The following is a 22,272-nucleotide window of genomic DNA, read 5'->3' on the forward strand; positions in this document are numbered from 1 at the left end:
AAAAAAAAAAAAAACGCCGGTTCCTCTACGGAAACCAGCGTTTCATCCATTCAAACCCATTCGTATCGCCATTACAGGCCGCACTTCAGCTGCGCGCCGCAGCTTGTGCACGTGTTGCAGCCGCCGATCTCTTCGATCGTCCCTTCGCGGCAAATCGGGCAAATATTGCCGATTTCGGAACCGATTGTCACATCGGTGGCGCGCACATCTTGAATCGTATCAACGAGCACGACGGGGCGTTTCGTCTCTTTTTCCTCGAGCTCCTCTGGAAGCAGTTCAAGTTGCTCTTCAATCTGATTCTCCTCAGCCTTTAACGTCAACACTTGTGCATCGCGGCTGCCGTCGACATAGACGGTTCCGCCTTTCGCACCGCAACGCCATAAACGCTCGTACACTTTTTGCACTTGCTCGACGGTGTAGCCCTTCGGCGCGTTGACCGTTTTCGACAAGCTCGAGTCGACCCAACGTTGAATGATGCACTGCACATCGGCGTGCGCTTCCGGCGGCAAGTCCATCGCCGTCACAAACCAAGGCGGCAAGTGGTTCGGGTCGGCTTCCGGGTGTTTGTCCAAATATTCTTGGACGATGTCCGCTTTCACTTCGATAAATTTGCCCAAGCGCCCGCTCCGGTAGTACGAGAACGAGAAGTACGGCTCAAGCCCGGTTGAGACGCCGACCATCGTTCCCGTCGATCCTGTCGGCGCCACCGTCAGCAAGTGCGAGTTGCGGATGCCGTATTTCAAAATATCTTGACGAATATCTTCCGGCATCCGTTTCATGTAGCCGGTGTTGATGAACGCTTCACGCAGCTTGCGCGTCTCTTCCTCCGTTTCGCCGACAAGAAACGGGAAGCTGCCTTTTTCTTTCGCCAGCTCGATCGATGCCCGGTATGCGGTCGTGGCGATCGTGCGGAACAGCTCATCGACAAGCTGGTTTCCTTCCTCAGAGCCGTACGCTTTTTCGCAGTAAATGAGCAAGTCTGCAAGCCCCATGACGCCAAGGCCGATGCGGCGCTCGCCGAGCGCTTGTTTTTTGTTTTCCTCAAGGAAGTACGGCGTGGCGTCAATGACGTTGTCTTGCATCCGCACCCCGATTTCGACCGTGCGTTTCAGTTTTTCGTAGTCAATGACCTTCCGTTCTTTGTCCACCATGTTCGCCAAGTTAATGGCGGCCAGATTGCACACCGAATACGGTGCCAACGGTTGTTCCCCGCACGGGTTGGTCGCAACGACTTTTTGCCCGTACGCGCGGGCGTTCGTCATTTCGTTGGCGTTGTCGATGAAGAAAATGCCCGGCTCGGCTGAATACGTCGCGCAAATGTTGATCAGCTTCCACAGTTCGCGGGCGCGGATTTTCCGGTAGACGCGGACGCGATAGCCCATTTTCTCCCATTCGCGTACATCGCCGACTTCATGCCATTTTTCGTTGTAAATGCGCATTTCCTCTTCGGAATAGGTTTCCACGTCCGGGAAGCGGAGCGCGTATTCTTCGTCCTTTTCGACCGCTTCCATGAACTCTTTCGTCAGGCAGACGGAAATGTTCGCACCGGTCAAAAAGTCTGGGTTGTGCACCGTATATGTACCGCCGGTGCGCAGTTTTTCTTCGGCGTCTTTGATGATTTCTTCAGTGAAACCGCCGTAGTCAGGCGCGTTCTTGTATCGGACGATCGCTTCATACATCGCCCGCTCCCGCTCGGTGAGCGGCGTAAATTTCAGTTTGTCGCGCGCTGCTTTTTTGATGCCTTCGTCTTCCATATTTTCGAGCAGGTAGCGCAAAATGCGCGGGTTTTGCATTTTCGAGACGATGAATTCGATAATGTCCGGGTGCCAGTCAGCAAGCATAATCATTTGGGCGCCGCGGCGGGAGCCACCTTGCTCGACAAGGTGGGTCAGCTTCGCAATATCGTCAAGCCACGAGACCGACCCGGACGATTTGCCGTTCACCCCGCGCGCAAGCGTATGGCGCGGCCGCAATGTCGAGCCGTTCGTCCCAACGCCGCCGCCGCGGCTCATGATTTCCATCACCTGCTTCCGATGTTCGGAAATTCCTTCGCGCGAGTCTTTCACAAACGGCATCACATAGCAGTTGAAATACGTCACTTCCTTGCCCGAACCCGCCCCGTACAACACGCGGCCGGCCGGAACAAAATTCAAGCTTGCGAGCTCTTGATAAAACTTTTCGAACCACTCTTTCCGCTTTTCTTCTGTCTTTTCCACCGCCGCCAGCCCAGTCGCATTGCGCTTGGCGATTTGCTCATAGAAAATTTCGAGCGGCTTATCAATAATGTCGAGCGACCGAACCACAATGCCGGTCTCCGCCTCTTCCCCTTCGAGCACGTGCCGGTATTCGTCTTCAATCAACACGCGCGCCTTTTTCGCCTCCCAATCGATGTCGACGATAAACCCGAGCCCTCGTGCCGGGAATTTCGGATCCTCCTTGATCGTCAACACGACGAAATCGCCCGGTGTGAGCGTCAGCTTCTCCGTATCTTTGAATGAATACCGGTCAAGCATGACCAAACGGGATACGCCTTTATGGGTGATGTGCATATCCGGCGTAATCGGATGCACTTGCGGAAATAGGCGGATATCCTCGTTCAGCTTGTCAATATTGATCTTCATTTTTTCGGATGACGCCACCGTCATTCTCCTATCTCTCCTCTTTTATATAATCTCTCATGTTTTTGGCAAAGTTGTCCTGTCTTCTCTACCTTACCATATCAAACAGAAAAAAACAATATATAGTATGATTTTTTATGAAAATCATACTATATATTGTTAAAGAGAACAAATGATTTCATTTTGTCAAGCAAAAAAAAACAAAACACGGCGAAAAGCGGAGAAAAACGGGGGAGTGCCGCTGTTTTTGCCGGAAAACGAACGATTTACCGCGTCGCTGCTCAGCGCTTGAAGTTCCATTCGTCGCTTTCGTATTTCGCCCGCGCCAGCTCTTCAACGTACGCCCGCTCTTCGGCGGTGAGCGTGTACGGTTCCAATACGATGTTCAATCCCTTTTCAAATCCTTTGTAAAACGCCTCTTTCGCTTCCTCGATCGTCACCGTGCGGCTCGTCAACTCATTGATCGCGACTGCCTTCTTTTTAAAATCGCGCTGCAGACGCTCTTTCACCCGCTCGTTTGGATATTTAAACAAGCTGAACAGCAGCTCTTCGTCCAGATCAAGCAAAATCGATCCGTGCTGCAAAATGACGCCTTTTTGCCGCGTTTGCGCGCTGCCGGCGATTTTCCGCCCCTCAACGACAAGCTCGTACCATGACGGCGCGTCAAAACAAACGGCCGAGCGCGGGCTGCGCAAATCTGCCTTCTCTTCTTCCGTTTTCGGCACGGCAAAATACGCATCCAACCCAAGATAGCGAAATCCCTCTAAAATTCCTTGCGAAATGACGCGGTATGCTTCCGTCACCGTCTTCGGCATCGCCGGGTGCGACTCGGAGACGATCACGCTGTATGTCAATTCTTTATCGTGCAGGACGCCGCGCCCGCCGGTCGGCCGACGGACAAAGCCGAGGCCGTGCCGTTTGACCGCCTCTAAATCAATTTCTTTCTCCACTTTTTGAAAATAACCAATCGACAACGTCGGCGGATTCCAGCCATAAAAGCGGATCGTCGGCGGAATTTTGCCTTCGCTGTGCCAATCGAGAAGCGCCTCATCGAGCGCCATATTGAACGCCGGCGGGCAATAGCCGGAATCGATAAAGCGCCATACTTCTTTTGCCATCGTTCCACCTTCTCTATTGTTCCATACTCTAAACGCTGCGGCGGCTTGTCGACCACCGCCAAGGGGCGGGACGCTTTTGGCCGCCTTTATTAGTTTAGCAAACAACGCCGGTGAAGGAAAGAAAAATGGCATCGCGAAAACCTCTTTGCTTCCCGGCGGCGACTTTATATAATAGGAAATAGCAGACGAAGCGAAAGGAGGCATGACGGGTGGAAGCATTGCTCATTATTCTCGGCGCAATCATCGTGTATTCCGTCATTACGTACTTCTGGCAGAAGAGAATTGTCAAAGCATTGACAGAGGAAGAGTTCCGCGCCGGTTATCGAAAAGCGCAACTCGTCGACGTCCGCGAACCGGATGAGTTTGCGGCTGGACATATTTTAGGGGCTCGCAACATCCCGCTCACGCAGCTTCGCATGCGCATGAAAGAATTGCGCAAAGACCAGCCGATCTATTTGTACTGCCAAAACGGACTGCGCAGCGGGCGAGCCGCGCAAATGCTCTACCGAAAAGGATACCGCGACTTGTACCATTTAAAAGGCGGATTTAAAACATGGACCGGGAAAGTGAAGAAAAAAGCGTAGCCCGTTAACCAAAAAGGCGCTCTGCCCAAACAGGCAGGCGCCTCTTTTCGCATGCGCTAGACCGCCGCAAATTCCGGCGGCAGGACGACCGCCTCAAGCACCGAAGCAGCCGCGCCGATGGCGCAGCTTTTCTCTTTCAGCTTGGAGGAGATGATGGACGGCTCGCTTTCTTTTTTGACGAGAATTCGCTTTCTCACTTCTTGGCGCGCCGGACCGATCACATACTCGCCCGCTTGGGCAATCGGACCGCCGATGATGACTGCTTCTGGATTGTACGCATAAATCACCTGCAACAATCCAACGCCGAGATAGCGCCCCGTTTCCTCCAAAATGCGCGCCAACTGTTCATCGCTTTCTGCTGCCAACGCCATCGCAGCGATGGAAAAGCGTTCATCGAGCCATTCGGAACGCCCTTCTTCAGCCAAACGGCGCTCAATGTATTTTTCCGACGCATACATTTCCCAGCAGCCGATGTTGCCGCAGCTGCAGCGAATGCCGTTGACATCGATCGTATGATGGCCGATTTCACCAGCTAGGCCGCTGACACCCCGATAGAGCTGATGGTGAAGAACGACGCCGGCGCCAATGCCGATTCCGGCGCTGATGTAAACAAAGTGGGCGAACTCGTTGCCGGCGCCGAACCACTTTTCTCCAAGCGCCGCCAGTTTCGCCTCATTCTCGACAATGACAGGACGCTCAGGCCACCGTTGCCGCAAAACAGCCGCCAAGGCGACATCGTCCCAGCGCAAGTTCGGAGCAAACACAACGGTCCCGCTTTCGGTATGGACGACGCCCGGCACGCCGATGCCGATTCCCATCACACCGTACGGTGTCGCTGGCGCCCGGCGGATGGCCGCCTCGATGAGCTCCATCATTTCGCCGATGATCGCCTCCTGCCCTTCAGACGGGCGGAACGAACGCCGTTGCTCCCAAAGAATGTCCGCGTTTAAATTGGTCAACACGGCATACAAATAGTTCACCCCCAGCTCAACGCCGATAAGCGAGCCGGCGTCGGCGTTGAAGCGAAGCATGAGCGGCCGGCGCCCGCCGGTTGACTCGCCGATTCCGCTTTCATGGACGAAATGCTCGGCGATCAGTTCGTCAACAAGCGCGGAGACAGTGGCCTTGTTCAATCCGGTTGTCTTGGCGATATCGGCGCGCGAAATCGGATGCTGGTCGCGAATCAATTTTAAGACGAGCTGTTTATTCATTTTTTTTACAAGAGAAATGTTTCCTGTCCGCACGTCTCTGTCATCCTTTTCATTTGATTGATCGAATGTGTCTTGCGAAAGGGCAGGGGCGCCTCGCTATTATGGCGGTTGCTGCATCCGTCGATTCCTGCCGTGCAGGCTTCTTGGCCATCCGCTTTTTCACTCAAGCCGTCGGGCGCCCGTGCACCGACTGTTAAGGCTAACTTCTCCATATGGACACATGCTTTTTCTTTCTTGATCTTAGTTTATATAATAAACTAATTCAACGTTTTTGTCAATGGCTCATCCGGCGTACAAAGAAACGGCCCGCTCCGTTAGGGAGCGAGCGCTCATCAATGCTCAAACGTCAGTTGTCGCTATGTTTTGGTTTTTGATAGCGCAAAATCGGCTTGCGCGCTGCGGTCGTTTCATCAAGTCGCTTCACAACGGTCGTATGCGGCGCTTCTTGAACGATTTCCGGATTTTCCTCCGCCTCTTTGGCAATTTGGATCATGGCGTCAATAAACGCGTCAAGCGTCTCTTTCGACTCCGTCTCCGTCGGCTCAATCATCATGCACTCTTCGACGATGAGCGGGAAGTAAATCGTCGGCGGATGGAAGCCGAAATCAAGCAGCCGTTTGGCAATGTCGAGCGTTCTGACGCCGAGTTTCTTTTGCCGGCGTCCCGACAGGACGAACTCGTGCTTGCAATGGCGGTCGTACGGCAAATCGTAATAGTCGGCAAGTCTCCGCATCATATAGTTGGCGTTTAACACGGCGTACTCGCTCACCGCTTTTAAGCCGTCCGGCCCCATCGAGCGGATGTACGTGTACGCCCGGACGTTGATGCCGAAATTGCCGTAAAACGGCTTGACGCGGCCGATCGACTGCGGGCGGTCGTCATCGAGATAATAGCCGTTTTCTCCTTTTTCGATGACCGGCTTCGGCAAAAACGGAACGAGGTCGGCTTTCACCCCGACCGGGCCTGAGCCTGGGCCTCCGCCGCCGTGCGGGCCGGTGAACGTTTTATGCAAGTTCAAATGAACGACGTCAAAGCCCATGTCCCCCGGGCGCGCCTTGCCAAGAATGGCGTTTAAATTCGCCCCGTCATAATACAGCTTGCCGCCGGCTGCGTGGACGATTTCAGCCACTTCGACGATCTGCTCTTCAAACAGCCCGAGCGTATTCGGATTCGTGAGCATAAGCGCCGCTGTATCCGGACCGACGACGCGCTTTAAGTCCTCTAAATCGACAAGTCCATCGGCGGTCGATTTGACCGTCACCGTCTCAAAACCCGCGACCGTTGCCGACGCCGGGTTCGTGCCGTGCGCTGAATCCGGGACGATCACTTTCGTCCGGTTGAAGTCGCCGTTTGCTTCATGGTAAGCACGGATCATCATCAGCCCGGTCCATTCGCCGTGGGCGCCGGCCGCCGGTTGCAAGGTGACCGCATCCATGCCTGTGATTTCTTTTAAATGCTCTTGCAAGTCGTACATCAACTCAAGCGCCCCTTGCACCGTTTTCTCTGGCTGAAGCGGATGAATGTGGGCAAACCCGGCGAGGCGGGCGACGTTTTCATTGATTTTCGGATTGTATTTCATCGTGCACGACCCGAGCGGGTAAAACCCGGAATCGACGCCGTGGTTTCGTTTCGAGAGCGCCGTATAATGGCGCATTAAGTCAAGCTCCGACACTTCCGGGAGCTCCGGCTCTTCAGTGCGAAGATAATCGGCCGGCACGAGCTCGCTGACATCGACAGCCGGCACGTCAAGCGCTGGCAGGCTGTAGGCGATGCGCCCCGGCTTGCTTCGTTCGAAAATAAGCGGTTGATCGTTACGCATGGCCATCCCCCAATTCATTGACAAACCGATCGATTTCTTCTTTTGTCCGCAGTTCGGTGACAGCAACAAGCATATGACCGGCAAGCTCCGGATAGTCAGCCCCAAGGTCATAGCCGCCGATGATTCCTTTTTCGAGCAGGCGATCGTTCACATCAGAAACCGGCCGTCCAAGCCGGATGACAAACTCGTTGAAAAACGGACCGGCAAACGGCGACGACAGTCCGCGCTTTTCAAGTTCCACCTTCGCATAATGCGCTTTTTGCATATTCATCGCCGCCATTTCTTTCACGCCCCGCTTGCCAAGCGCCGACAGCGCAACGGAAGCGGCCAAGGCGTTTAACGCTTGATTGGAGCAAATGTTGGATGTCGCCTTATCGCGGCGGATGTGCTGTTCGCGCGCTTGAAGCGTCAAGACAAACCCGCGGCGCCCGTCCTCATCGGTCGTCTGCCCGACAAGACGGCCTGGAATTTTGCGCATGAGCGGCGCTTTGACAGCGAAATAGCCGCAATGCGGGCCGCCAAATTGCGTCGGGATGCCAAATGGCTGCATGTCGCCGACCACAATGTCGGCGCCAAACGCTCCGGGTGGAGTCAACACACCAAGCGCCAATGGGTTGCTGGCGACGACAAACAAACTTTTCTTTTCATGCGCAAGCGGCGCGATCGCTTTCAGCGGCTCGATTTGACCAAAAAAGTTCGGGTATTGGACGACAACGCACGCCACATCATCCCCCATTTCCGCTTCAAGCGCCTTAAGATCGGTGATGCCGCCGTCATACGGAATTTCTTTCACTTCGAGCTTCTGTCCTTTGGCGTACGTGCGCACGACTTCCCGATATTGCGGATGAACGGCGGTCGAGATGAGCACTTTCTTCCGCTTCGTATGCGCGGCGCTAAGAAGCACCGCTTCGGCAAGCGCCGTGCCGCCGTCGTACATCGACGAGTTGGCGACATCCATGCCGGTCAACTCGCACACCATCGTTTGAAACTCAAAAATCGCCTGCAGCTCGCCTTGGGAAATTTCCGGTTGATACGGCGTATAGGCCGTATAAAATTCAGAGCGCGACAGGACATGGTCGACGACAGCCGGAATATAATGGTCGTACACCCCGGCTCCTAAAAAGGAAACGTATTGTTTTACGCTGGCGTTTTTTTCCGCTAAGGCCGCAAGCTCTTTCCACAGCTCCGGCTCGGATTTGGCCGGTTTCACCTTCAGCTCGCCGCGGAAGCGGACTTGTTCTGGAATATCGGCAAACAAGTCGTCAATCGAGGCGACGCCGATCGTCTTCAGCATCTCCTGTTTGTCTTCTTCCGTCATCGGCAAATAACGATGGAGCACTGCGTTTTTCCCCTTTCCTTGTCGCTTTGGAATCGTCACTTAGCCCGCCTGTAAAACGGAATCGGCACGATGTTCGCTTTCAGCCGCTTGCCGCGGATGTCCACCTCCACCTCCCGGCCGATGGCAGCCACATCCGCTTTCACCAAGGCCAAGCCGATGTTTTTCTTCAGCGTCGGCGACTGCGTGCCGGTCGTGACGAACCCGACCTCTTCGCCGTCGGCAAATACAAGGTATCCGTGGCGCGGAATGCCTCTGTCGATCATTTCAATGCCGACGAGCCGGCGCGGCGGCCCTTCCTCTTTTTGCCGTTTCAATACAGCTTGGCCGATAAACGGCGTCTCTTTTTCCGTTTTGACGGCAAAACCAAGCCCGGCTTCAACTGGTGAAATCGAGTCGGACAGCTCTTGACCGTAAAGCGGCAGGCATGCTTCAAAGCGGAGCGTATCGCGCGCCCCCAGTCCGCATGGGAGAACGCTGTCACGAGCTCCGGCCGCTAGGATCGCCTCCCATAGCGCGGCGGCGTCTTCCGCTTTACAATATAGCTCAAACCCGTCTTCCCCCGTATAGCCGGTGCGCGAAACGAGCGCCTTCACGCCCGAGACTTCGACGCCGTCGGCGAATGAAAACGGGCGCAGCGCCGCCAAATCAAAATCCGTCAATCGCTGCAAGACGCGCTCCGCTGCCGGCCCTTGCAAGGCAAGCTGAGCCGTTTCGGACGATACATCTTGAAGCTCGACGTCGCCCTCAACATGCCCGCTTAGCCAAGCGAAGTCTTTTTCCGTATTCGCTGCGTTGACGACCAGCAAGTAGTCATTCTCTCCTTTTTGATAGATGAGCAAATCATCGACTGTGCCGCCGTCCTCATAGCACATGAGCGTATATTGCGCCCGGCCGGGCCGCAGTTTGGCGACGTCATTGGTCATGAGCTTTTGCAAAAACGCGAGGCTCCCACGGCCGCGGACGACAATTTCCCCCATATGGGAGACGTCAAACAGCCCGGCGCGCGTTCTTACAGCCTCATGTTCTTCCTTGATGCTGGAAAACTGCACCGGCATTTCCCAGCCGCCAAATTCAATCGTTTTGGCGCCGCAACGGGCGTACACCGAGAATAGGGGCGTGCGCTTTAGCATCTGATTCCCTCCTTTGATCCACGTCACACAAAAAAGGACAGACTTCCCCTATCAACAAGTAAGGGGGCTCTGTCCTGGCACCTGAAAGTTTCCCGCCGGCCCGTTTGGCGCGTCCGTTCGCGGTCCATGGGGCCGATCGGTTTCCTCTTGGGTGGCCTGCGTGAACGCAGGCGCTCTCCAGAGCTGCGTCAAGCAAGAGTCTTTTTGCCTGAGAGATTCGCGTTTCCGCTTGCTCCTTCGGCGCTACATTCCGTAGTCTCTCCCCTTGCCGTCATCCGCCCATCAATAAATTGTTTCCATATCGGGCATACTAACAAACACCCTGATCAACGAGTCATGAGAATGTTCTAAATTTATACTACCATCAATCACAGTCAAAGGGCAATAGGAAATAATCGAACTTTCATGGCAATTAGTCATAATAATGTTCTTGTTTTAATCAACATACCACATGCAATCTATATAAACATTCGCAACAAGGGAAGGGGATCGCCATGAACATTGACCTTGAAATGGATGAAACATGGAAGGAGGAATTTTTGGCACGCGTCGAAAAAGACGGTCCGTGGGCGAGCTGGGAAATGTACGAATTGGCTCTTGAGGCCGCCCATCATTTAAGCGTCCCAGAATTTAATGGCTTGCAGGCGCCCAAACACCTGCCCCACTTGACGATCCTTCCGCACCAGCTTGAAGTGGCGCGCCGCGTCGTCGAGGAGATGAACGGCAAAGCCATTTTGGCGGATGAAGTCGGGCTTGGAAAAACGATCGAGGCCGGGCTCGTCTTAAAAGAATATATGATTCGCGGCCTTGTGAAAAAAGCGCTGATTCTCGTTCCCGCCTCCCTTGTTTCGCAATGGGTGAGAGAGTTGAACGAAAAATTTTTCATCCCGGCCGTCCAGCAGAAAAAGAGCTACGTCTGGGAGCAGTGCGATATCGTCGTTTCCTCGATCGACACGGCGAAAAAACCGCCGCACCGTGACATCATCTACGGGCAGTCGTACGACATGATCATCATCGACGAGGCGCACAAACTGAAAAATAACAAAACGAAAAACTACGAGTTTGTGCAAAATTTAAAAAAGAAGTTTTGTTTGCTCCTGACAGCGACGCCGATCCAAAACCGGATCGAAGAAATTTTCAACCTCGTCTCGCTGTTGAAACCCGGCCATTTAGGCAGCTCGGAACAGTTTGCCAAAACGTACGGAAAAACGCGGGCCGTACAGACGAACGACCATTTAAAAGCGCTCGTCAACAAAGTGATGATCCGCAACCGCCGCGCCGATACGCCGATCGAATGGGCGAAGCGCCACGTTGAACCGGTGCTGATCGAGTTTACGAATGAGGAGCGGGAACTGTATGAAGCGGTCAAGGCGCTCCGCCGCGAATCGTTCGCCGGCTCGTTTTCGCTCATCACGCTTCTTCGTGAGGCGTGCAGCAGCCGCGAGGCGCTGTTTCTCACGATCAAAAACATGATCGATAAATGCAGCGGAGCGGTTCCGGAGCCGCTTGAACGCGTATTGGAAAAAATCAACGCCGTCACGACGAACTCAAAGGCGGAAAAAGCGCTCGAGCTTATCCGTTCCATTCATGACAAAGTCATTATTTTCACGGAATACCGGGCGACGCAGCTTTACTTGCAATGGTTTTTAAAGCAGCACGGCATCTCGTCCGTTCCGTTTCGCGGCGGCTTCCGGCGCGGCAAAAAAGACTGGATGCAGGAACTGTTTAAACACCACGCCCAAGTGTTCATCGCCACCGAGGCGGGCGGCGAGGGCATCAACTTGCAGTTTTGCCGCTATGTCATCAACTACGACTTGCCGTGGAACCCGATGCGCCTTGAGCAGCGAATCGGCCGCGTCCACCGGCTCGGGCAGACGGATGACGTCTACATTTATAACTTCGCTGTCAAACAGACGGTCGAAGAACATATTTTAACGCTTCTGTACGAAAAAATCCGCCTGTTCGAACGAGTCGTCGGCGAGCTGGACGACATTTTGGCGAAAATGAACCTCGCCAACCTGGAGCGCTACTTCGAAGACGCCTTCGTTCATTCACGAAGCGAAGGGGAGATGAAAATCAAAATGGAAAACATCGTCGCGATGATCGAGCTGGCGGAGCAGCTTGGAAAGGAAGGAGGAGAGCGGCATGCAGCAACATGAAATCCGCCGCTTTGTCGAACGCTATTTTGCGGCCAACGGCTGCACGTTTGTGGAAGCAAGCGACGACTACCTCACCGTGCAGCTGACGGCAGAAATGGACAAAGAACTGATGAATCGGCCGTTTTACTGGCATTATATTGAACGGACAGGCGGCGTGCCGCAGCCGATGCGACTGACGCTCATCACCCGCGCGAGCGAGCGGACGGACAAACTCAAAGGCGAGCGCCTCCATTTCGGCGCTCCCCGGCTGCACCAGCTGTTCCGCTCAGCGCAAAAACGCGGCAGCTTCATCCGCCTGTATGAGGAGCCAAGCGCGCCTTTGGACGGCAACGCCGCCCTCCATCCATGGCTCGGCATGAACGTCACGATTTCGTACGAATGCGACCGAAAAAAAGATGAAATCGTCTCCCTTGGCCTTCATCTCATTAGCGGAACGATCGTCGAGTCGTTTCATGAGCGGATGCGCGAGCGACGGCTGACGCCGAAAATCCCTGATTACTGTTTCACCATCTCCCCGCTCATTAAACCGAGAAGCGGCATCGGCCGTCTCGAGCAATACATACGCAGCCGCATCGCCGCCGACAACCATGCGTGGGCGGATGAGGCGCGCCGACGCTGGGCCGACGATTTGGCGTTGCTTGATGAATTTTACAAAGACTGCGAAGAAAAGCCGGAGTGCTATTATATTGAGAAGGAAGCGTTGGAAAAGCAGTACAAGCCGCGCATCACCGTTTCCGTCATCAACGGCGGACTGTTTTATTTGCTGCCCCGCTCATCGTGAATCAACCCCGGGATGGGTCCATCCGGCTCACAACGCTCAAACCGACGAACTCCCTTCCGTCGGCACGAAAACCGCCCGCCGGCCTAGGCCAGCGGGCGGCTGCTACGGGCGGCGCCGAAACAGCAAGCGAAGCGAAAGCGGCACCATGCCAAACAAGCGGTATGAAAGCGGAAGCTGCTCTTGTTTCCGCACCTGACGCCGCTGCCTCCGCTCCTCTTTCGGCAAGTCCATGTAGGCGACAAATTGTTGGGTGACAAACTTGACATAATCGTTGACCGCCATCAAATCCCCCCTTTTTTCTTTTAGTTTTTCCGCTTCTTTCCTCTTTTAACCGTTTTGCTCTCTCCATTCGACAATATGAAGCGCCGGAAGCGTGACAGTAAACATGACAGCGCGCCTCAGCCCAGAGGCTGAACGGATGGACAAAGAAACCCGAACGTGCGCTGCATCTTCCCGCACCCACCGGTAGACGGCCCTTCCGCGCGGATAGGTCCATTCCCCAGCCTCTCCCGCGGTCGACGGATCGGCTGATGCGATGCGTTCTTTTACGTCAAACACGGCCATCTGCACAAGCTCGTCCGCCTCGGCTGCCTGCCGGGCCGCATAAGCCGCCTGTCGTTCCGCTTCATAGAGGAGCAAGACATGCGTGACAGAAAAGACAAGCAACAAAGAAACGACAGCCACAATCGGAAAAATGACACCATCTTGTCGACCCATTTCCCCTTCCCTCGTTTTTCCAGTCTAAAAGGGGGAAGCGGCGGTCAAGGGGGTCTCACCGTACAAGCCGCCCGCTAAAACGCCCGCGCCACAAACGCCTCGCAAACGGTGCCGTCATCAGCCGTCACTTGCAAAAATATCCCGCGGGTGCCGGCGCGGTACGAAACAGCGCGCACATGACGGAGCGCCGTTTCATTGCCAGCGCCGTCCACCTGGCGGATCAGTTGGGCTCTTGACGCAACAACAGAAAAACTGACCGTCTCACCGCTCCATTTTTGCAAATAGAGGACATGGCCCCCAGTCGACCACTGCCTCGTTTCATTCAGCTCGATTTGCAGCTGTTGCAAAAACAGCCGCCATTCCAATCGGGAAAACGCGTCCGTCGGCTCCGGAGCCAGCAAGCGGACGGACAACAACGCCGGAACGACCGCCGCCACCGCCATCGCAGCCGCCAGCGCCAACAGCGCTTCGATCATCGTAAACCCGTTTTCTTTTGCCGCTACCGCTTGCCATACCCGCACCGCTCCATCTCGCGGCCGACGTAATCGTTCCAACGCACGCATACTTTCCACATTCGTCCCCCTTCATCGCTCGCTTGCAGCCGAAATACTGTACGCCCGTCGGCGATCATGGTTTCTCCGGCAAACGGCTCCTCATACAACGCGATGGCCAACAGCCGGCGCGCTTTCTCCTCGAGAATGAGGCTGTTGCGCTCATGCGCCATTTGCATCAACAGTGGAAGAAGAACGGCCGCTGTCGTCCATAGCAGCGCCAAAGCGAACAATGCTTCAACAAGCAAAAATCCGCCGCTACATTTTTTGCACATAAAATCGCCCTTTCCCCAGCAAAAAGGTGACTTTATAAGTTATTTGGCCACCCCCTATCCAAATAGTTCCAGCCCGTTCAATGTTGCCGTTGTCAGTAAAGATGAGCGGATTGCGCAGCGTGCCGAGCCGAAACCGCCACGGAGAAGGGAGCGAACGAGCGACAATCTGCCGGCCGCTCGTTGCATCAATCGCCTTGTACCCAGCGCCGCCGTCTGTAAAAAAAACCGCTACATTCACCCGCCGGGCGATGGCATGCTGCTGCGCGCCATACAAATCCGCGCGCAGCACAGCCAGCATATACATCTCCTCTTGATGGCGCACAGCGCCGCCAAGCGTCGGAACAGCCAGCGCGGCAAGCACCAGCACCACCGAGAAAACGATCAGCATCTCAAGCAGCGTAAACCCGCCGTTACGAGCCACTTTCACTCACATCGCCGTTCGCGCTGATTTGGATGGCATGACCGTTCGGACATTTGTCCGACTTGATATAGCGGCCAGCGAGCAATTCCTGCACCGTCGGAATTTTGTTATGCTCCATCTCATACGCTTTCACCTGCGCTTGCACGGTGTTACTTGTTGTCTTAAATAGCAACCTTTTTTTTCAAAACTCACTTAATTTTAACTTTCCATGAATGAGGGATTATTTCTGTTTCAACATCTTCGATTTCATCTTCAAGAACGTATGCAAGCATTGTCGGAAGGTTAAAATAGAATTCCAATTCCCTTCCTTCGTCTGTTTCCTCATGTACGATAATTTTTGAAATCATGCCTAATAATTCATCAAATGTGTATGTCTCTTTCTCTGCAAGCTCTTGAATTTTCTTATAACTGCGCTGAATTTGTTCATTTTCCTTTTCGATGTATGATACATTGTATTTCATTTTTTCTCGTTCAAGCTCTTGACGTTTCTGTTCTAATTGTTCAATTTTTCTTTGCGTTGCTTCAATAAGTAAAACACTGTTCTGATTAGCAAGAAACGAATCGTATAACTTGTCCATTTGATTTGAAATTTCATCAATTTGATCTTGGATACGCTGACGCTCTTTCTCGATATTTTCCTGCTTTCTCTTTTGAATTTTCATGAGCATTTCATACATTTGCTGTTCATAATCTTTCTTTTTAATCATTGCATGTAAAATTTTTGATTGTGCAAAATTCATGATTTCACGTTCAAGTGTATTATGAGAAATTCCTTTCATATCGCAAGTACCATGTATTCTTCGATTACGGCAAAAATAATTATGTTCCTTAATCGTTGCATTGAGTTTCTTACGCTTTTTAGTTGCAGTAACTCTTGTGAAATATGCTCCACATTTAGCACAAATCAGTTTTCCATGAAATAAGCTCTTAATAATTCTTGAACCTTTTTTACTCCCATCCGGCATTTCTCGAACACGTTGCTCTAAAATTTCTTGTGCCTTTTCAAATGTTTCCCGATCAATAATTGCAGGTATTGCATTTTCAAGAATAATCCATTCTGATGGATCACGTTCAATTTTTTTCCCTGAAGATGTGACATCTGGTTTTTTATAACGGTTAAGAATCACTGTTCCTATATATTTTTCGTTTTTCAAAAGTCGTTTAATTGCTACACCATCCCAATTTTTCCCTCTACGTGTTTTGATTCCACGTTGATTTAACTCATGTGCAATCGTATTCGTACCTATGTTTTGATTCACATACATATCAAATATCATTCGTACAATTTCAGCTTCTTCTTCATTGATTACATATTCACCTTTTTCTTCATCATACTCATATCCAAAAAGTGGGACTGACATACGATACTGTCCTTTTTTAGAACGTTGTATATAACCAAATCGAACTTTTTTCGATCTGTCAATCGACTCTTGTTGTGAAAAAAGCAGAAAAAGACCAAGTCGGAACTCCCAATCATCCATTTTTGTGCTTAAATTCGCATTTTCGAAAAATATATGTACATTGTTTTTTAGAAGCGTACGAGCAATCTCAATTGCATTGATGTTTCTTGCGAATCGAGAAACATCTTTCGTGATAATCATTTCAAATTTTGGTTTCCGTTCTGATATTTCAAATTCAATTTTTCCATTTCGTTTTATAGTCACATCTAGTCCAGCATCATAAAGCATTTCGAGAAACTTTTCACGTTTTGCACTGGTTGCTGAAAGCCCCTCATCAGCGTATATGTTATAAATTTCGTATCCCCGTTCATGGCAATAACGAATATAATATTCACGTTGATTTTTTAATGAAGATAACTGATCTTCATGATCTGTACTAACTCTTGTGTATATTGCTACTTTCATATTTTCACCCCAGTTTTTTCACATTCCTTTCCTTAATTGTACAATAAAAACCGCACTCCTTCGAGTGCAGTTAATCAAAATTTGCTAACATCTTTCCATTCAATTTCAAAATTATCAACATTAAGGCTATGCGTCTGACCATCAACCGTTTCGACACTTAAATTTCCGAAATGAGCATTCAACACATTGATCATTTCATTAATCTTGCGCCAAGCCTCTTGCTCACTATTGGCAAGAATTAGTTTAGATACATTCAACACAATTTGACCTTGTGATAAATAAGCGTTCATATTCTTTCCTCTCCCCTACTTAAATAATTTTCTCAATAACTTACCTGTCATTTTCCCAGCTATTCTGCGACCGATACGCTTTCCAATTGTTCCTTTTTGAATTGCATTTACATCACCAAGAAATTTAGCCAGCGAATATAAAAACTTCCGAAACTGATTAATCGTCACCTCACCCCCTCTCCTATGCCATTTGTCATATGGATTCGACAAAAATTTCTATATTTCCTTTTTCTTCTGCTGTTGTTGTACGAAAAAAATTCCTGCAATTAGGTAAAATTTTTGCCGATCAGACATTTGTAGCCATTCAGACGCTTTGATGATCATTTTTTCACCGCCTTGTACATAAAATATTAACTGTAATGTATATTTTTAATACTTTAGTGTTAATTTAATAATAAACACTGGAGTGTTCATTGTCAATACTTAAATTGAAATTTTGTACATTACGATTTATATTAGAGTTAAGGAGGATTGAAAATGATTAAAGTACACCTTTCACGGATCATGGGAGAAAAGAAACTGAAGATTGCTGATGTGGCTAGAATAACAGGCTTGCACCGAAATGGTATTACGAAATTATACAATGAGGAAACTGACGGAATTAAGTTTGATACTTTAGAGAAATTATGCAGAGCTTTAGAATGTGATATAAGCGATTTACTGGAAATTGTCGATGAAAAAGACCACTCGAAATGAGTGGTCACATTGCTTTTGCGATCTCAACTAATAATTTCATAAGTAATGGCATCATCTGAACCAAAATATATCCAATTGAAGCATTTTGAATCATGGAATAACCTTTTTCCTTATTTCCTAACATTAACATCAATGCTCCACAAGACATAATTATTAGCGCAATCGGATAGCTAAGCCCCTTAATTAATTCAACTAATGGCATGAATGCATTTGTAATTTTCTCATGCACCATTCCCGAAACTGTCGCAGCGGAAGCATATTGAATATCTGATACAGTTAAAACAAGCGCACCAGTTACAGTTGTAAAACCTAATTTGCAATATATCCCTACTTTTTGTAATTCCATTTGAAACTTCTTTAGTAACTTCTTTTCACCTTTCTTTAGTACAATAGAATCCTTGTCGTTATTAAGAAACTCTTTAATACTCATTGTTTGTACTTTTTGTTGAAAAATCATACTTCTCCTCTCCCTCTTAAATAAAATCAGAAACCATAAAAATTTGACAATCAAGCCCTTCCATCAACTTCTGTAATTCTCTTTTTCTATAATCTGTTGTAGTAATCCAAATGAAAAACGGTTGTATATCAAATACTCCACACTCAATTAACTTCTTATACTTCCCGATTTTTTGCTTATTTGCAATCATCTTTTGAGTATAGTCAACCTCTACAATGTGGTATCGTCCATCTTTGATAAACAAAGCATCGGCAACAATATGTGTTTTTTTATCTTCTTTCACACCAAGTTTTATTTCATTTCTCCACGTATCTGGCGAATCGAATGCAATATATATCGAGTTTCGCATAATATAGTGCCGAGCCTGTGGAGTTTTTTTACATACCTTTTTGCAATTTACCCTTTCACGACCTTTTGCGGAAAGATAATAAATATTCTCTCCGTCTCGAAAATGGTGAAGATATTCGCTCATTTCTTGAAGGACTCTGCTCGTGTTCCTTTTTGATTTCAAATCATGAAGTATCATTATTTGTGACGTACTAAGATAATTCAGTTTCTTCAAGGATAAGAGTATATTTTCTATTCTCTGCTCCTTGAGAATCGCTCTGTTCATTCTTTTCACCTCTTGAACGAATATTTATTTGTGGCTGAATAGTTGTTTGAATGAACTTATTATCAGCATAAGGCACTTGAACCGTTTTACATTTAATCGTTTTATAGATTGCTCTACCTTGTATCAGTGGTAAATCTTCTGCTCCACTTTGATCTAACACCACATTTGATGCAATCGCAGAATCGACAACGAAGCAAAGCCTTCCCATACAATTTCTTTTCACCTGTGAAGAAACAGTTTGTGTTGTTGGATACTGTGTTGCGTATACAAGGTAAAATCCACTTGCCCTACCCCTACGTGCTATATCTTCAAGAATTTCAACACAATCTTTGTCATCGGCTATATCGGCTGCCTCATCAATAATCACAAAATGCCGTTCCTTAAATCCTGCTTCAGCAACATCCTCATATCCATTTTGAAATAAATAATCCATTGTTTTTGACATTTGCTCTTGAACTTTTTTCAACGCTTCTTTTGCTTGTTCAGGATTGATTGCAAAGTTTTCTGTTTGCCTTAAATCTTTGAAACGCCCTAAACTTAACCCATTTTTAAGGTCAATAATAGTGAATTTCACATCATTAGGCTTTCGGTAAACGAGTGCAGTTATCATCATCTTTATAAAGTTTGATTTCCCCATGTTTGTAGCCCCTGCAATAATCAAATGTGAAACCTTCTCAAAATCATGGGTAACAAACTTGCTTCTACTTGTACCAATTGGCACTTCCCATCCTTTGCATTTATTGAACATCGATTCATCCAAAAGAAACATGGTTGGTAGTGGTTCATCGTATACGCGAATCCTTAACATCCCGTCAAATTCAAGATCAATTTCCTTGTTTAATCGCTTCCTTTTCTCTAACAAGAATTGAATTTGTTTCAGAATATCTTTATTGAATTTCAAAGACCTCAAATCATCTAAAGAAATATCAAGTACAGAACGTTTCACATTTAGTCCATCCTGCAAAACATCTTTCTTTGCTTCAAAATCCTTAAAACTAAGCCCTAAAGGAATTTGAAAAACGTATTCGATCCCTCCTTCAATTTTGCTTTTCCGATGAATCCGAATAGATTTTTTCACGCCGTTTTCTTTCACATAAAGACCTACATTGTCACAAATCTTTTGAATCTTTTTCGCATCATTTCCTCCACCAGATTCAAAAAATTTTGTAGCAACAAATACACCACCCATGACAACCGATGTTACAATTTCAAATATCAAAGCTCACCACCTCACCCCTTATATATCTGTAAGATAATCCCACATAAAAAGAAGGAATAAGACAACTTTTGAAGTAATGATAAATAGAGATTTTTTATTGCGAATTAAATTACTAGGCTGGAATTTTTAGAGGAATAAAGCGTTGGTAGGATTATTGGAATACTTCTGTACAAGTTATTGCATTTCATGAGAATTTTGTTTGGTATGGTATATAGTATTTTCAAATCCATTTATTTATTCCAGTTAAATTTCTATAAACAACCCTGTTATTTTTCTAGGGAGTGGATACAATGAAAAGTCGTATTGGTGAATTGATTGACGCAAGAGGATTTAAACGGAAATATATTGCGGAAAAATTAGGGGTTACGCAGAAACAGTTGTCCAATTGGTGTACAAACAGAAATTATCCCACTGTGCCAAAACTGTTTAAGTTAGCTGAAATTTTAAATTGTACCGTTGATGAGTTATACGAAAGAGAAAAAGATGAGGATAAGAATGCCGAATAAATAATCTTGCGGAGTTGATTGAGGTTGAAGAGGAGGAGGAATAAAAGAAAATTAAAACACCTACTCGCTTATGGAAAATATCTATCAATAATAGTAAAATATAATCGCTATTTCAAATACAAGGAGAAAAGGGAGGAAAACGGACTATGAGGAAATTTCTAACAATAGCATTATCATTAGTAATGCTGTTTGGATTAGTAACCCCAACTTTTGCTCACCCCGGAGCACTGGATGAACTAGGTGGACACTTCAGAAAAGCTGATTGTACTTATTTTCTGCACAAACCTACATCAATAGCACGCAAAGCTAAAAATATGCAAGAACTGATCGCACTTATAAAAAAGTACAACAGCAACTCTACGTGTACCCGTGGATTGAACGCAAGCAAAGTTAAGTTAGAGGGATTTACATTTAGTAATAGTCAATCATCTCCTAAGACACCATCGACTCCGTCCACTAAACCATCTGCTACAAAGAAAGTTGCATTACCTACAATTAAGATCAATTCAAAACACACGGTAAGAGTTATTCGTGTAATTGATGGGGATACAGTAGAGGTACAATTCAGCAATAAGGCTGTGGCTACAGTTCGAATGATTGGGGTAAATACTCCAGAAACAGTTCATCCGAATAAACCTGTCGAGAAGTATGGAAAAGAAGCATCTAACTATACGAAAAAACGTCTAACAAACAAAACAGTCACATTAGAGTTTGATGTACAAATCAAAGACAAGTACGGAAGATTATTAGCTTATGTATGGATCGGAAAAGAGTTATACAACGAAACATTAGTTAAAGAAGGATATGCTAACGTTATGACGATCCAACCAAACGTGAAATATCAGAAAAGATTTTTGGCCGCAGAACAAGCAGCAAGAAAAGCAAAAAAAGGTTTATGGAAATAACGGAGAAAGCCCCTCTCGAATGAGAAGGGCTTTTATTTTCCTAAAGAACTCCAATCGACCTTTTTACAGTTAATTGTCTGGTACATTTGTTGTTGCTGTTGTGCTTTTTAATAATGAGCGTGTTGCAAAACGCATTACATTTAAAAATTATTCTATAGGTTGAAAACCAAGTCTAGCTGTTGTATATCCATTTTCGTCATTAACATATAATATTATATTCATATTTGCTTTTTTCCAAATTGTACTATATCCATAGTAACCATCATCATAATAATTATAATCAGCAATATATCCAGCTTGCCCTATTTTAGGTTCAATTTTATCTAATAATGTGTAAAATAGAGCTTCCATTTGACCTGTAGTTAAGTATTCTTTTTTAGGTTCAACAAAATCATACCATACTGCTATTAATCTATTATTTTGGAAGTAATAAACTATGTCTGCAGTGAAGTTAAATTTCCAACCTTTATATTCTAATACTGTTATACCATTATCACTAGCTTCGGTAATCAACGTACCTGTTTTACCTGCAATAGCTTTAACTTGGCTAACGTTCATTCCCATTCTAATGCCATCAAGTAATTGGCTTTGTTGATCAGAAACTAATTGCTGCAATTTTTGTTTAGAAGGTGTTTCATATTTTACGGAGGATGATTTTTTGACATAAATTCCTCCACCTAAACCATACAAGCCACCGAAATCCTTTTTATAAGAGTATACTCCGAACTCTTGTCCTTTTTTAGCTTTACGTACTACGTAAAGTTTATTATTAGTAAGACGGTATAGATCGGTATCTTTCAGTATCGTAACTTTGCCAATCATCCCCTGTTTTAGTTCAATTTTTCCCCAGATTACTTTTGCCTCTGCCTTGTCAACTAATGGAGATAAAAAACTAAAACCTAATGCCAACACAAAAGCGTAAATGATTGGTTTAATCCTATTAATCATTCAAATTCCCCCCTACAAAAGTAACATTTTACAATAAAATAATACAACAA

General features: G+C 47.7%; 24 protein-coding genes, 1 pseudogene and 1 riboswitch. Of the genes and pseudogenes, 6 read left to right on the forward strand and 19 right to left on the reverse strand.

Annotation, left to right across the window (positions count from 1 at the left end):
• Positions 1–71: 71 nt before the first annotated feature.
• Positions 72–2,645: a vitamin B12-dependent ribonucleotide reductase gene (locus JCR24_RS15620; RefSeq protein ID WP_011231901.1), complete on the reverse strand. Its 2,574-nt coding sequence runs from the start codon at positions 2,643–2,645 to the stop codon at positions 72–74.
• 254 nt (positions 2,646–2,899) lie between these two features.
• Positions 2,900–3,736 carry a lipoate--protein ligase family protein gene (locus JCR24_RS15625; protein ID WP_020278531.1) on the reverse strand — a complete coding sequence of 279 codons (837 nt, stop codon included), beginning with the start codon at positions 3,734–3,736 and terminating at the stop codon, positions 2,900–2,902.
• Positions 3,737–3,945: 209 nt separating this feature from the next.
• On the opposite strand from JCR24_RS15625, the gene JCR24_RS15630 reads away from it, so the two are divergent.
• Positions 3,946–4,320 carry a rhodanese-like domain-containing protein gene (locus JCR24_RS15630; protein ID WP_011231903.1) on the forward strand — a complete coding sequence of 125 codons (375 nt, stop codon included), beginning with the start codon at positions 3,946–3,948 and terminating at the stop codon, positions 4,318–4,320.
• A gap of 56 nt (positions 4,321–4,376) precedes the next feature.
• Here JCR24_RS15630 and JCR24_RS15635 read toward each other — a convergent pair whose 3' ends face one another.
• The 4 genes from JCR24_RS15635 to gcvT all read right to left on the reverse strand — a co-directional run bounded on the left by JCR24_RS15635 (position 4,377) and on the right by gcvT (position 9,819).
• Positions 4,377–5,564 carry an ROK family transcriptional regulator gene (locus JCR24_RS15635; protein WP_014196334.1) on the reverse strand — a complete coding sequence of 396 codons (1,188 nt, stop codon included), beginning with the start codon at positions 5,562–5,564 and terminating at the stop codon, positions 4,377–4,379.
• Positions 5,565–5,877: 313 nt separating this feature from the next.
• Positions 5,878–7,350, reverse strand: a complete 1,473-nt coding sequence (gene gcvPB / locus JCR24_RS15640) for an aminomethyl-transferring glycine dehydrogenase subunit GcvPB (RefSeq protein WP_015375390.1) — start codon at positions 7,348–7,350, stop codon at positions 5,878–5,880.
• A complete protein-coding gene (gene gcvPA / locus JCR24_RS15645; RefSeq protein ID WP_033004728.1) occupies positions 7,343–8,689 on the reverse strand; it encodes an aminomethyl-transferring glycine dehydrogenase subunit GcvPA in 1,347 nt (448 codons plus the stop codon). Before gcvPA ends, gcvPB begins: the two co-directional genes overlap by 8 nt.
• Positions 8,690–8,724: 35 nt before the next feature.
• The gene (gene gcvT, locus JCR24_RS15650) at positions 8,725–9,819 is read right to left on the reverse strand and encodes a glycine cleavage system aminomethyltransferase GcvT (RefSeq protein ID WP_011231907.1); all 1,095 of its coding nucleotides are present in this window, start codon (positions 9,817–9,819) and stop codon (positions 8,725–8,727) included.
• 186 nt (positions 9,820–10,005) lie between these two features.
• A riboswitch (glycine riboswitch) is annotated at positions 10,006–10,094 on the reverse strand.
• Between the two features lie 219 nt (positions 10,095–10,313).
• Between gcvT and JCR24_RS15655 the strand changes: the two genes are divergently transcribed.
• Entirely contained in the window at positions 10,314–11,978 is a 1,665-nt protein-coding gene (locus JCR24_RS15655) for a DEAD/DEAH box helicase (protein ID WP_011231908.1), read from the forward strand.
• On the forward strand, positions 11,965–12,759 hold the full coding sequence (locus JCR24_RS15660) for a YqhG family protein (protein WP_011231909.1): 795 nt from the start codon (positions 11,965–11,967) through the stop codon (positions 12,757–12,759). Before JCR24_RS15655 ends, JCR24_RS15660 begins: the two co-directional genes overlap by 14 nt.
• A 102-nt stretch (positions 12,760–12,861) precedes the next feature.
• Here the strand turns inward: JCR24_RS15660 and JCR24_RS15665 are convergent, their stop codons facing one another.
• The 9 genes and pseudogenes from JCR24_RS15665 to JCR24_RS15705 form a co-directional block, all read right to left on the reverse strand.
• Positions 12,862–13,041 carry a YqzE family protein gene (locus JCR24_RS15665; protein ID WP_011231910.1) on the reverse strand — a complete coding sequence of 60 codons (180 nt, stop codon included), beginning with the start codon at positions 13,039–13,041 and terminating at the stop codon, positions 12,862–12,864.
• Positions 13,042–13,086: 45 nt separating this feature from the next.
• Entirely contained in the window at positions 13,087–13,476 is a 390-nt protein-coding gene (gene comGG / locus JCR24_RS15670) for a competence type IV pilus minor pilin ComGG (RefSeq protein WP_021322352.1), read from the reverse strand.
• A 74-nt stretch (positions 13,477–13,550) separates the two neighbouring features.
• The gene (comGF, locus tag JCR24_RS15675) at positions 13,551–13,997 is read right to left on the reverse strand and encodes a competence type IV pilus minor pilin ComGF (protein ID WP_021322351.1); all 447 of its coding nucleotides are present in this window, start codon (positions 13,995–13,997) and stop codon (positions 13,551–13,553) included.
• On the reverse strand, positions 13,976–14,302 hold the full coding sequence (locus JCR24_RS15680; protein WP_021322350.1) for a type II secretion system protein: 327 nt from the start codon (positions 14,300–14,302) through the stop codon (positions 13,976–13,978). The genes comGF and JCR24_RS15680 overlap by 22 nt, the downstream gene beginning before the upstream one ends.
• The gene (gene comGD, locus JCR24_RS15685) at positions 14,286–14,723 is read right to left on the reverse strand and encodes a competence type IV pilus minor pilin ComGD (protein ID WP_011231914.1); all 438 of its coding nucleotides are present in this window, start codon (positions 14,721–14,723) and stop codon (positions 14,286–14,288) included. Before comGD ends, JCR24_RS15680 begins: the two co-directional genes overlap by 17 nt.
• Positions 14,713–14,868 (reverse strand): annotated as a pseudogene (locus tag JCR24_RS15690) (competence type IV pilus major pilin ComGC); the annotation flags it as partial. The pseudogene JCR24_RS15690 and the gene comGD, both read right to left, overlap by 11 nt.
• Positions 14,869–14,911: 43 nt before the next feature.
• The gene (locus JCR24_RS15695) at positions 14,912–16,588 is read right to left on the reverse strand and encodes a recombinase family protein (protein ID WP_238980950.1); all 1,677 of its coding nucleotides are present in this window, start codon (positions 16,586–16,588) and stop codon (positions 14,912–14,914) included.
• 74 nt (positions 16,589–16,662) lie between these two features.
• Positions 16,663–16,878: a hypothetical protein gene (locus JCR24_RS15700; protein WP_238980951.1), complete on the reverse strand. Its 216-nt coding sequence runs from the start codon at positions 16,876–16,878 to the stop codon at positions 16,663–16,665.
• A 15-nt stretch (positions 16,879–16,893) separates the two neighbouring features.
• Positions 16,894–17,046, reverse strand: a complete 153-nt coding sequence (locus JCR24_RS15705) for a hypothetical protein (protein WP_238980952.1) — start codon at positions 17,044–17,046, stop codon at positions 16,894–16,896.
• Positions 17,047–17,355: 309 nt separating this feature from the next.
• Here JCR24_RS15705 and JCR24_RS15710 point away from each other — a divergent pair, with 309 nt between their 5' ends.
• The gene (locus JCR24_RS15710) at positions 17,356–17,574 is read left to right on the forward strand and encodes a helix-turn-helix domain-containing protein (protein WP_238980953.1); all 219 of its coding nucleotides are present in this window, start codon (positions 17,356–17,358) and stop codon (positions 17,572–17,574) included.
• A 4-nt stretch (positions 17,575–17,578) separates the two neighbouring features.
• On the opposite strand, the gene JCR24_RS15715 is transcribed toward JCR24_RS15710, so the two are convergent.
• The 3 genes from JCR24_RS15715 to JCR24_RS15725 are packed head-to-tail and all read right to left on the reverse strand — an operon-like array spanning position 17,579 to position 19,863.
• A complete protein-coding gene (locus JCR24_RS15715) occupies positions 17,579–18,031 on the reverse strand; it encodes a hypothetical protein (RefSeq protein ID WP_238980954.1) in 453 nt (150 codons plus the stop codon).
• 16 nt (positions 18,032–18,047) lie between these two features.
• Entirely contained in the window at positions 18,048–18,644 is a 597-nt protein-coding gene (locus JCR24_RS15720) for a replication-relaxation family protein (RefSeq protein WP_238980955.1), read from the reverse strand.
• Positions 18,571–19,863: an FtsK/SpoIIIE domain-containing protein gene (locus JCR24_RS15725; RefSeq protein WP_238980956.1), complete on the reverse strand. Its 1,293-nt coding sequence runs from the start codon at positions 19,861–19,863 to the stop codon at positions 18,571–18,573. The genes JCR24_RS15720 and JCR24_RS15725 overlap by 74 nt, the downstream gene beginning before the upstream one ends.
• Positions 19,864–20,153: 290 nt before the next feature.
• Between JCR24_RS15725 and JCR24_RS15730 the strand changes: the two genes are divergently transcribed.
• A complete protein-coding gene (locus JCR24_RS15730) occupies positions 20,154–20,369 on the forward strand; it encodes a helix-turn-helix transcriptional regulator (RefSeq protein WP_238980957.1) in 216 nt (71 codons plus the stop codon).
• 146 nt (positions 20,370–20,515) lie between these two features.
• A complete protein-coding gene (locus JCR24_RS15735; RefSeq protein WP_238980958.1) occupies positions 20,516–21,274 on the forward strand; it encodes a thermonuclease family protein in 759 nt (252 codons plus the stop codon).
• 147 nt (positions 21,275–21,421) lie between these two features.
• Here JCR24_RS15735 and JCR24_RS15740 read toward each other — a convergent pair whose 3' ends face one another.
• Entirely contained in the window at positions 21,422–22,222 is an 801-nt protein-coding gene (locus JCR24_RS15740) for a hypothetical protein (RefSeq protein ID WP_238980959.1), read from the reverse strand.
• Positions 22,223–22,272: the final 50 nt, after the last annotated feature.

This window comes from Geobacillus sp. YHL, assembly GCF_022341265.1.
Classification (GTDB): Bacteria; Bacillota; Bacilli; order Bacillales; family Anoxybacillaceae; genus Geobacillus; species Geobacillus thermoleovorans.

Bases quoted from the DNA above. Each gene is read 5' to 3' on its own strand.
- JCR24_RS15620 (WP_011231901.1), bottom strand. From the start codon at position 2,645: ATGACGGTGGCGTCATCCGAAAAAATGAAGATCAATATTGACAAGCTG.
- JCR24_RS15625 (WP_020278531.1), bottom strand. From the start codon at position 3,736: ATGGCAAAAGAAGTATGGCGCTTTATCGATTCCGGCTATTGCCCGCCG.
- gcvPB (WP_015375390.1), bottom strand. From the start codon at position 7,350: ATGCGTAACGATCAACCGCTTATTTTCGAACGAAGCAAGCCGGGGCGC.
- gcvT (WP_011231907.1), bottom strand. From the start codon at position 9,819: ATGCTAAAGCGCACGCCCCTATTCTCGGTGTACGCCCGTTGCGGCGCC.
- JCR24_RS15655 (WP_011231908.1), top strand. From the start codon at position 10,314: ATGAACATTGACCTTGAAATGGATGAAACATGGAAGGAGGAATTTTTG.
- JCR24_RS15660 (WP_011231909.1), top strand. From the start codon at position 11,965: ATGCAGCAACATGAAATCCGCCGCTTTGTCGAACGCTATTTTGCGGCC.
- JCR24_RS15665 (WP_011231910.1), bottom strand. From the start codon at position 13,041: ATGGCGGTCAACGATTATGTCAAGTTTGTCACCCAACAATTTGTCGCC.
- comGG (WP_021322352.1), bottom strand. From the start codon at position 13,476: ATGGGTCGACAAGATGGTGTCATTTTTCCGATTGTGGCTGTCGTTTCT.
- JCR24_RS15680 (WP_021322350.1), bottom strand. From the start codon at position 14,302: ATGTGCAAAAAATGTAGCGGCGGATTTTTGCTTGTTGAAGCATTGTTC.
- JCR24_RS15695 (WP_238980950.1), bottom strand. From the start codon at position 16,588: ATGAAAGTAGCAATATACACAAGAGTTAGTACAGATCATGAAGATCAG.
- JCR24_RS15700 (WP_238980951.1), bottom strand. From the start codon at position 16,878: ATGAACGCTTATTTATCACAAGGTCAAATTGTGTTGAATGTATCTAAA.
- JCR24_RS15710 (WP_238980953.1), top strand. From the start codon at position 17,356: ATGATTAAAGTACACCTTTCACGGATCATGGGAGAAAAGAAACTGAAG.
- JCR24_RS15715 (WP_238980954.1), bottom strand. From the start codon at position 18,031: ATGATTTTTCAACAAAAAGTACAAACAATGAGTATTAAAGAGTTTCTT.
- JCR24_RS15720 (WP_238980955.1), bottom strand. From the start codon at position 18,644: ATGAACAGAGCGATTCTCAAGGAGCAGAGAATAGAAAATATACTCTTA.
- JCR24_RS15730 (WP_238980957.1), top strand. From the start codon at position 20,154: ATGAAAAGTCGTATTGGTGAATTGATTGACGCAAGAGGATTTAAACGG.
- JCR24_RS15735 (WP_238980958.1), top strand. From the start codon at position 20,516: ATGAGGAAATTTCTAACAATAGCATTATCATTAGTAATGCTGTTTGGA.
- JCR24_RS15740 (WP_238980959.1), bottom strand. From the start codon at position 22,222: ATGATTAATAGGATTAAACCAATCATTTACGCTTTTGTGTTGGCATTA.